Genomic DNA, 9,122 nt, shown 5'->3' on the forward strand with positions numbered 1-9,122 from the left:
GGAGAGGAGCAAGCTGCAAATGAGCAAACAGGCTTTAATTGTCTGGGGTGGCTGGGATGGGCATCAACCGGAGGAAGTAGCAGGAATTTTCGCTGAGCTTCTGCGTGCAGAAGGGTATGGCGTGGAAGTATCGGATACGTTGGATAGCTTCAAAGATGCGGAGCGCTTAGCAAGTGTTGATCTCATTGTGCCTGTATGGACGATGGGGAAAATCGAGGGTGAACAGTTGAAACCGCTGCTTGCAGCGGTCAAAGAAGGCGGAACGGGCATAGCAGGATGCCACGGCGGTATGGGCGATTCCTTCCGGAATGAAGTCGAATTTCAAGACATGGTAGGCGGGCAGTGGGTGGCGCATCCAGGCAATGATGGTGTAACGTATACCGTTCGGATCAAGGACCGCGGACATCTTTTGACAGAAGGCATGGAAGACTTTGTTGTTGTTTCTGAAAAGTATTATATGCATGTAGACCCTGCGATACAGGTGCATGCGGTGACTGATTTCGGGGATGTGGAGATGCCGGTCGTTTGGACGAAAAGTTATGGAGCGGGCAAAGTGTATTATAATTCGCTTGGCCATCAGGCTGATATTGTTCGGATGCCGGAAACGCTGGAATTAATGCGACGCGGCTTGTTGTGGGCTACACGATAACCATTAGGGGGAACGACATTAATGAGTAAGAAAAAGGTAGGGATTATTGGTTGCGGGAATATTAGTGCCATCTATATGAAAAACATCCCGCAATTTGAACATTTGGAGCTGATCGCATGCGCCGATATCGATATGGGCCGAGCTGCGGCGCGAGCGGAGGAATTCAACATTCCTCATGCTTATTCGGTACAGGAGCTTTTGCAGGATGCCAGCATTGATATTGTTATCAATTTAACGATCCCTGCCGTGCATGCTGAAGTATGTATCCAAGTCCTTGAAGCCGGCAAACACGTCTATGTGGAGAAACCGCTTGCCGTTACACGGGAAGAAGGTCTGCAGATCCTAGAGGTGGCTCAGCGCCAAGGACTGCTGGTTGGCAGTGCGCCGGATACGTTTCTGGGCGGCGGCATACAAACGTGTGCGAAGCTGATTAACGACGGTTGGATTGGCACCCCGATAGCAGCAACGGCTTTCATGATGGGCAAAGGGCATGAGCATTGGCATCCGGATCCTGAATTTTATTATGCCAAAGGCGGCGGACCTATGTTCGACATGGGGCCTTACTACTTAACAGCGCTAGTTGCCTTGCTTGGGCCGATTCGCCGTGTTACAGGCTCAACGAACATTAGCTTCCCGGAACGAACCATTCAAAGCGAGAAGAAGCGCGGACAGAAAATAGCCGTCGAAACACCGACCCACATTGCGGGTGTGCTGGATTTCCATAGCGGGGCGATTGCCACGTTGGTTACAAGCTTCGATATTATGGGAGGCACACAGCTGCCGAATATCGAAATTTATGGCAGTCAAGGATCGCTTCGTGTGCCCGATCCGAATAACTTTGGCGGTCCTGTGATGATTCGCAAGAACGGTTCCGACTGGGAACCGATTCCGCTTTCCCATGGCTACAAAGACAACAGCCGCGGCTTAGGCGTAGCTGCAATGGCAGAAGCACTGATCACAGGTGAACAGGATGCGCATCGTGCGAATGGCGAGCTGGCTTATCATGTCTTGGAGGCTATGCATGGCTTCCATGATGCGTCTGACTCAGGCAGGCATTACGTGATGCGCAGCAGCTGTGAAAAACCTGCTCCGCTGAAGCCGGATGCTGTGTTATAATGAGTGGTAATTGCATCCTCCTCTTCGTGTAAGAGGGGGATTTTTGCTATTTTATTTGTGGCAGCTTGAAACTCAGTAGGGCAGCGCTGCAGCAGAAAAGAGGGGATTACTGGATGAGCAAGAATACGCCGAAAATAGCTGTGGTCACGGATTTTGACGGCACTTTGATGGAGCAGGATGTTGGGGATGTCTTGATGGAAGAGCTAGGCATCGTGCATGCGCCGCAGGTCATGGAAGCATCGCGACTTTTTCGAGAGAAAAAGGTCGGGTCCTTGGCTTGGATTGAAGCAGCATATCCCTTGCTTGCAAGCCGGCAGCTAGAGGTGGATCAACTGCTGAAGAGCGTTCATTTGCGTGATGGGGCACAGGAATTTCTGGATTTCTGCGAGCAGAAGGAAGTACCGGTAACCGTACTGAGCGATGGTATGCAGTATTATATTGAGCAGATCCTGAGGAGTCAGCAGGTGCAGGTTACCAAAGTCATTGGGAATCCCATCACGTATTCGGCGGCAGGCCAATTTCAATTCGGTGTTCAAAATACGAATCCGGCGTGTCAATGGTGCGGCTGCTGCAAAGCAAGTGTCGTGAAGCAGATGAAAGAAGACGGATGGCTCATTATGTATATCGGAGATGGCAGCAGCGACTACTATGGGTCCGCCTTTGCCGATTGGATTTTTGCGCGAGCGAGTCTGGCTAACTATTTGCGCGAAGAAGGAACGGATTATTATCCGTTTGAAACGTTCCATGATATTTTGGCCATATTACGAGCGAATTGGCCTTTATATCAGGATGGCACAGCGGCTGGAAGACTAAGCGGAAGATATCCGTCGGCCTGTCAGTTTCCTGTTTCGTGATGGTATAGGAGAAAACCAGTCAGAGCATGCATGGAGCAGTCCCTAACTGGCTTGAAATTATTTTTTATCAGGTTTATTCCAGATGCTCTTTGAGCGTTTCGACCAGTTGATTTTGAATAGTCGCTTCGCTATGCTGCCATATGATTTCGAAAAGCACACCAAGTCCTGGCAATACTCGTTCCTCTCCGCCGATGGAATCCTCAATGACTTCTTGAAGTTCATCATTCGATTTATTCTGGACTCGCTGGACGATGGCCTGTCTTAAGGTAATGTTCATTCTGGAACCTCGCTTCCATGTCGTTATCGCTATTAATATGCGCAAGTTTATGACCGTTCATCCTCCTATCCTTCACCACCCTTGGGGACAAAGTGAGTTGTCAGGCACAAATATGTTATAATTTGAACATAAACATGGGGATATGGAGGACGTTTCAGCCGATGAGAAAGCAATTTGCAATTATTGGGATGGGAAGATTCGGATCCAGTGTCGCAAGAACATTGTCGCAGTTAGGGTTTGAAGTCATGGCTATTGATTCTCGAGAGGATACCGTGCAGGAGATTTCGACTATCGTCACACATGCTGTACAAGCTGATTCTACGGACGAAGAAGCGCTGCGAGCTCTTGGCATTCGTAACTTTGACGTTGTTGTTGTGGCGATTGGCGAGGATATTCAGGCCAGTATTCTGACTACATTAATTCTCAAAGAGATGGGCATACCTACAGTTGTCGTGAAGGCTGTCAATGATCTGCATGGCAAAGTGTTGAAAAAAATTGGCGCAGACAAAGTCGTGTATCCGGAAAGAGATATGGGGCAACGGGTGGCGCATCATCTGATTTCATCGAATATTCTTGATTACATAGAGCTATCTAATGATTACAGCATCGTGGAGATGAAAGCTTCAAACCAGTTGGTGGGCCAAAGCTTAAGACAGCTCGATATTCGGGCCAAATATGGCTGCAACGTTATTGCCATCAAGCAAAATGATAAGCTGATCATTCCGCCAAGTGCGGAGGAAATGCTCAGATCGGACGATATTCTCGTTCTTGTCGGTAAAAATTCGAATCTTCAAGCATTTGAAGTGACTTTCGCGGAGTAGGTAAAAGGAAATGACAAAAGCACATACGGAAATCATGTCGGTTCAAAATGCCAGAGTCAAAGACTGGGCGCAGCTGTTGGAGCGTCGCGGCAGGGATAAGCAAGGGAAATATCTGATTGAAGGTTATCATCTGGTGGAAGAGGCACTGCGTGCCGGAGCTAGGGTGGAAACGATTGTTTACAGCTTGGAAAAGGGTGCGCCAACGGGCTGGGATGAGCTCGAGCAGGCCGCATCGCCAGTGGAATGGGTCGGCGTCAGCCAAGCCGTTCTCGCAAAATGCTCGGATACGCAGACACCGCAAGGCGTACTGGCTATTGTGGCTCGGCCGCAGCTTGGCATGGACGAGCTGCTTGCTGGCGAGCACGATCTTGTCGTTGTCCTGGACGGCGTTCAGGACCCCGGCAACCTTGGCACGATCATCCGCAGTGCGGATGCCGTCGGGGCCAAAGCGGTTGTGCTCGGCCGCGGCACGGTCGATCTGTACAATCCCAAGACGATTCGCTCGACGATGGGATCGATGTATCATCTGCCCATTCTGGAGGCAGATCTGAGCTTGCTCTTGCCGCGCGCGCGTGAGCGCGGGGTGCGGCTCGTGACGACGAGCCTGCAGGCGGAGCGCTCGTGCTACGACACGGACCTGCGGCAGCCGACGTGGCTGATCCTCGGCAACGAAGGCAAGGGCGTGTCGCCGGAGGTTGCTGCGCAGTCGGATGTGCAGGTGATCATCCCGATGCAGGGCAAGGCGGAGTCGCTGAACGTGGCGATGGCGGCTACGGTTTTGCTGTTTGAGGCTTCGCGGCAGCGGTTGGTTTGAGGTTTGGAAGATAAAAGTGTGATGTGAGTTATAACATAAATTGAGACAGATTATAAGTTCGTTTGGTACAGATTATACTATCATTTTGAGTCAACTAGATAGTAGCAAAGCTCTTGATACATAAGGGTTTAGATGCCATCTGATTAAAGGTGTTTAATAAAAAAGAAATGATTCTAATGCAAAATATTTGCTTTTAGAATGAGTAGGATATTATAACATTTGTCAGGACAAACCTTTGGAAAACAAGCAGCTGTAACAGTTGTGAGTTGTAATTTAGTTTGTCATTGATTAGGAACGTAGATTTGTCACAACTTAGTCAGTCCCGATGTGGCTTAAAGCCTTGGTAGATCGGGATATTTTTCTAACCAACATAATATTATTTTTCGCGTTCGATCTCTAAGAGGAAGAAAATCTACTAAAAGATAGCCTTCAAATTCTCTGTAATAAACTCTGTCATAATTCGTATCATAATGGAGGAGCCTCTGTGAATATTATCGGGGACAACGTCAGAAGACTTAGAAAGATTCATAATCTAAATCAAATTGAATTTTCCAGATTAATTGGAGTTTCACAAGGAAGTCTCAGTGATATCGAGGCTGGAAAGAGTAAACCTGCAATAGAGACTGTAATTTCGATTCATACAAAATTTGGGTGTTCCCTAGAATGGTTGTTAAAAGGGACGAGTACTCATATTTCCGGACAACCATCAGACATTAACCTAACAAGCTCGGAATTGTGCCCGATTGAAATAGAATTAATCAGTGCTTTCAGAAAATTGGACAGTAATAATCAGATGGAGGCATTAGAAATAGTTAAACTTAAACTCAGGAGTGTTATTTAGAAATTATTGTTTAGGTAAGTAAATGAGCCAGCTCAGCAAGCTGGTTATTTACATTGAGGGACGGGCAGTAAAGCGTGGTGGCCTGTAGCTGATTTCGCCGATATCTTTACTTTGGATAGTTTATTAACTGCATGGTATAATTTTCTATTAATAGACTGTTTTTCAATGAATTATTACTCGATTGTATGGGGCAAAGAAGACTAAAAATGGAGTTGAAGAATGATTTTATAAGAGAACTTTTTACTTAGGGATTCATTCAGTATGAAGCAGGTGATAAGAGGTGCTTGAATCAGTTAAGCAATTTATAAAGAAGCTAATAGAGGGAAAAGACAACCTATCGGCTAGAATGTTTAAGAAATACTAATTGGAAAATAAGCTCATATAGGATGATAATTACATTTTTACAGTATACTTGAGATATCTAATCGGAGGGTTCATGGACATGTCAAGACATATGCTAAACAGGATGATTTGTGCAATCTCGCTTTCCTTGCTATTCACAGGGTGCAAATCCAAAGAAATGGGCAGCACCTATTTACAGCGTGATTGAAACAACGAAAGAGAACCAGTTGAACCCGTTCAAGTACTGTGCCTGTTCGAGCAACTCCCGCAAATTCCCGATCCGAAGGATCCTGAGGGAGTTGGACAACCTGCTACCCTGGTCGCCTTCGCTACTGTCGACTTGTCGTATATTAAATCTTGATTACAGCTACTTTGCGCCCTCATCTTCATGATAAGATGGGGGCTATTTGAAGCTTACGAAAGTTAAGTAACTAATATATTGATTTTTTATGATGGAGTACCTCTGTTTTTATTATATATTTGTAATTCTCATCATAAACAGCATAGCGCAATAATTTTTATTAAAACGGATTGACAGTATCTTACAGCGTGTTATAAAATTAGCCTGAGTTAATATGAAAATATTACCATCAAAGGAAGTGTTGAGGTTGGATTTACGTGTCAAATAATTTTAAACACACAACGATATACCTGACCGATACCGCAAAAAAAGGTGGATGTTCGTTCGGAATGTTTCGATTTTTCAGAATATAATAGCCTAGCGTAAAGAAGAAAAATGTGGAAAACCAGTCGTATTCACTTGCTGTACTTAATACATAGGTTATTAAATTGGTTTAAAGTTATTTTTGATTCTTATTAATGAAATAAGCACTGATAATCTTATGGATTTTTATGAAATCGGTACCAGAAAAAAAAGAAGGAATCAAAGCATAAAGCCCACAGTAAGTGGGCTGTCATCAGGCAAAGGTTTCGTAATAGTTGAAAAATAATGAAACAAACTACATGGATTTGTGCATATGTTGAAAAATAGGTATCTGTTCCCCTGTTCCGACACGAGGTATACCAAGATACGAAACACTGAAAAGCACCGATAATCTTATGATTTTTATGGAATCGATACCAGAAAAAAAAGAAAAAATCAAAGCATAAAGTCCACAGTAAGCTCCACCTAAGGGTGAATTTTTCTTAAATATTAGCCGTCTGGTTTAGTTAATGAATGATTTTCTAGATAGCAAAATATTTTTTTGGGGGATAGCGGAAAATGCTTCAAACATTTGGAGTTATCGGAGCGGGCGTCATGGGCACAGACATCGCACTTGATCTCGCAGGTTATGGATACAAAGTGATCTTGAAGGATCTTCATGAAGAAGTAATTCTTCGAGCGAAGGAAAAGATTCGTAGAGAATTTCGAGTGTATCAGTTGACACAAAAGCACCTGAAGGCTCTGTCCGTAGACGAGTTGTTTTCTCGCATTGTTTTCACCACCACTTATGAAGCGTTCGAAGAGGTCGATTATATCATCGAAAACGTTACAGAACATTGGGAGACGAAGAAGCGGGTTTATTCTGAATTGCGTGAGGTATGCCGTGATGATGTTTATTATGCAGTCAATACTTCCTGCATTTCGATCACGAAGGTTGCGGCCCTGATGCCACGGCCAGAACTTGTCATCGGAATGCATTTCATGAATCCAGTGCCTTTGAAAGAGATGGTTGAAGTCATACGTGGTATGCACACGTCCGATGAAACGGTGTCGGTTGCTGAGGAATTTCTGCAATCTTGTAGAAAAACGCCAGTCGTTGTAAATGATTTCCCAGGCTTCGTGACCAACCGTGTTCTGATGCTGATGATCAATGAGTGCATCTGGGCGGTTCAAGATAGAGTATCGAAGCCACAAGACGTTGATAAGATTTTCCGTATGGGCTTTGGGCATAAAATGGGGCCATTGGCGACCGGTGACCTGATTGGTCTGGATACGATTCTGAATTCTCTGTACACCCTGTATGAACAGTTCAACGATCCGAAATTTCGCCCGGCTCCACTGCTTGTCAAGATGGTGGACGCAGGTTTGTTGGGTCGCAAGTCCGGTAAGGGATTCTTTGAATATACACGGAAGGGGTAATTCCGGTGAGTTCGAAAGGGAAAGAGATTAAGTGTGTGGTCTGGGACCTGGACCATACGATATGGGATGGCGTTTTGTTGGAGTCGGAAAGCGTGAGTTTGAAGGAAGGCATTGTGGAGATTCTCGAATTGCTCGACTCCCGAGGCATTCTGCAATCCATTGCCAGCAAAAACAACTATGAAGACGCGATACGCAAGTTGCAGGAATTTGGCATCGATCACTATTTTTTCTATCCGCAGATTCATTGGAACGCGAAGTCGCAGTCGATTGCGACGATTCGTGAGAAGTTGAACATCGGGATCGACACGTTCGTTTTTGTGGACGATCAAAGCTTTGAGCGCGACGAGGTGGCAAGCGTGCACTTGGAGGTGTTCTGTGTGGACGCTCTGGAGTATGCGGAACTGCCTGCTCATCCACGACTGAATCCGAAGTTCATCACTGAAGATTCCAAGCGCCGTCGCCTCATATATCTCGAAGACATGCAGCGCAATCGGGAGGAAGAGGAGTACCAAGGGCCAAAGGAGTCGTTCCTGGCTTCCCTGCAGATGTCGTTCATCATCTCGGATTGCGTAGAGGAAGACCTGAAGCGTGCTGAGGAACTGACCCAGCGCACCAATCAGCTGAATTCGACAGGGCGAACGTTCGACTATGACGAACTGAACGCGTTCCGTCATTCGGACCGACACTGCCTGCTGGTTTGTGAGTTGACCGACCGCTACGGTTCCTATGGGAAGATCGGTCTCGCACTGATTGAACTGACGGAAACGCACTGGCATCTCCAATTGATGTTGATGTCCTGTCGCGTGATGTCGCGAGGTGTGGGAACGGTCTTGATGTCATGCATTATGCAGGAAGCGAAACAAAACGGCAAAAAACTGCTCGCTGACTTTAAGCAGACGGATCGCAACCGTATGATGTACGTGACCTACCGTTTCGCCAACTTCAAAGAAATCGAAAACGACGGGAAAGGCAACATTTTGTTTGAGAACGACTTGAGCATCATTCAGCCGTTCCCACCTCATATTGAAGTCAATGTCCGTGAAACCAAATACATCGGCTAAGGAGCGTTATACAGATGGAACTCAACCAAAAAATTCGTTCGTTTATTGAATCCCAACTGGTCGTATTTGAAGATGAAGCAAAATTCGAAGACGACGACAACATTTTCGAAATGGGGTTTGTGAACTCGTTGTTTGCGATGCAATTGCTGGAGTACATCGAGTCGGAGTTCAGCATGACCGTTGACAACGAGGACCTTGATATCAAAAACTTTTCCACCGTCAACAACATCGCTGCACTGGTCAACAGAAAGGTTGGATAAACCG

The 9,122-nt window shown here is 45.9% G+C and carries 10 protein-coding genes and 1 pseudogene; 10 read left to right on the top strand and 1 reads right to left on the bottom strand.

Annotated elements, in window-relative coordinates; genetic code table 11:
- Positions 1–19 precede the first annotated feature (19 nt).
- From BC351_RS19400 to BC351_RS19410, 3 genes are all read left to right on the top strand, one after another.
- Entirely contained in the window at positions 20–649 is a 630-nt protein-coding gene (locus BC351_RS19400) for a ThuA domain-containing protein (RefSeq protein WP_079414390.1), read from the top strand.
- 21 nt (positions 650–670) lie between these two features.
- Positions 671–1,765 (top strand): Gfo/Idh/MocA family protein, encoded by a 1,095-nt coding sequence (locus BC351_RS19405; protein WP_079414391.1) that lies wholly within the window; start codon positions 671–673, stop codon positions 1,763–1,765.
- 113 nt (positions 1,766–1,878) lie between these two features.
- Positions 1,879–2,619: an MtnX-like HAD-IB family phosphatase gene (locus BC351_RS19410; protein ID WP_079414392.1), complete on the top strand. Its 741-nt coding sequence runs from the start codon at positions 1,879–1,881 to the stop codon at positions 2,617–2,619.
- Between the two features lie 73 nt (positions 2,620–2,692).
- Here BC351_RS19410 and sspI read toward each other — a convergent pair whose 3' ends face one another.
- Positions 2,693–2,896: a small acid-soluble spore protein SspI gene (sspI, locus tag BC351_RS19415; RefSeq protein WP_079414468.1), complete on the bottom strand. Its 204-nt coding sequence runs from the start codon at positions 2,894–2,896 to the stop codon at positions 2,693–2,695.
- A 161-nt stretch (positions 2,897–3,057) separates the two neighbouring features.
- On the opposite strand from sspI, the gene BC351_RS19420 reads away from it, so the two are divergent.
- The 7 genes and pseudogenes from BC351_RS19420 to BC351_RS19450 all read left to right on the top strand — a co-directional run bounded on the left by BC351_RS19420 (position 3,058) and on the right by BC351_RS19450 (position 9,118).
- The gene (locus tag BC351_RS19420) at positions 3,058–3,717 is read left to right on the top strand and encodes a potassium channel family protein (RefSeq protein ID WP_079414393.1); all 660 of its coding nucleotides are present in this window, start codon (positions 3,058–3,060) and stop codon (positions 3,715–3,717) included.
- Positions 3,718–3,727: 10 nt separating this feature from the next.
- Positions 3,728–4,531, top strand: a complete 804-nt coding sequence (locus tag BC351_RS19425) for a TrmH family RNA methyltransferase (RefSeq protein WP_079414394.1) — start codon at positions 3,728–3,730, stop codon at positions 4,529–4,531.
- 484 nt (positions 4,532–5,015) lie between these two features.
- On the top strand, positions 5,016–5,372 hold the full coding sequence (locus BC351_RS19430; protein WP_158082148.1) for a helix-turn-helix domain-containing protein: 357 nt from the start codon (positions 5,016–5,018) through the stop codon (positions 5,370–5,372).
- A gap of 518 nt (positions 5,373–5,890) precedes the next feature.
- Positions 5,891–6,106, top strand: a pseudogene (locus BC351_RS44360) (transposase domain-containing protein); the annotation flags it as partial.
- Between the two features lie 830 nt (positions 6,107–6,936).
- Positions 6,937–7,797 carry a 3-hydroxyacyl-CoA dehydrogenase family protein gene (locus tag BC351_RS19440; RefSeq protein WP_079414396.1) on the top strand — a complete coding sequence of 287 codons (861 nt, stop codon included), beginning with the start codon at positions 6,937–6,939 and terminating at the stop codon, positions 7,795–7,797.
- Between the two features lie 5 nt (positions 7,798–7,802).
- The gene (locus BC351_RS19445; protein WP_144028459.1) at positions 7,803–8,858 is read left to right on the top strand and encodes an HAD-IIIC family phosphatase; all 1,056 of its coding nucleotides are present in this window, start codon (positions 7,803–7,805) and stop codon (positions 8,856–8,858) included.
- A gap of 14 nt (positions 8,859–8,872) precedes the next feature.
- Positions 8,873–9,118: an acyl carrier protein gene (locus BC351_RS19450; protein WP_079414398.1), complete on the top strand. Its 246-nt coding sequence runs from the start codon at positions 8,873–8,875 to the stop codon at positions 9,116–9,118.
- Positions 9,119–9,122 lie beyond the last annotated feature (4 nt).

The sequence above is a fragment of the Paenibacillus ferrarius genome, from assembly GCF_002027705.1.
Lineage (GTDB): Bacteria > Bacillota > Bacilli > Paenibacillales > NBRC-103111 > Paenibacillus_E > Paenibacillus_E ferrarius.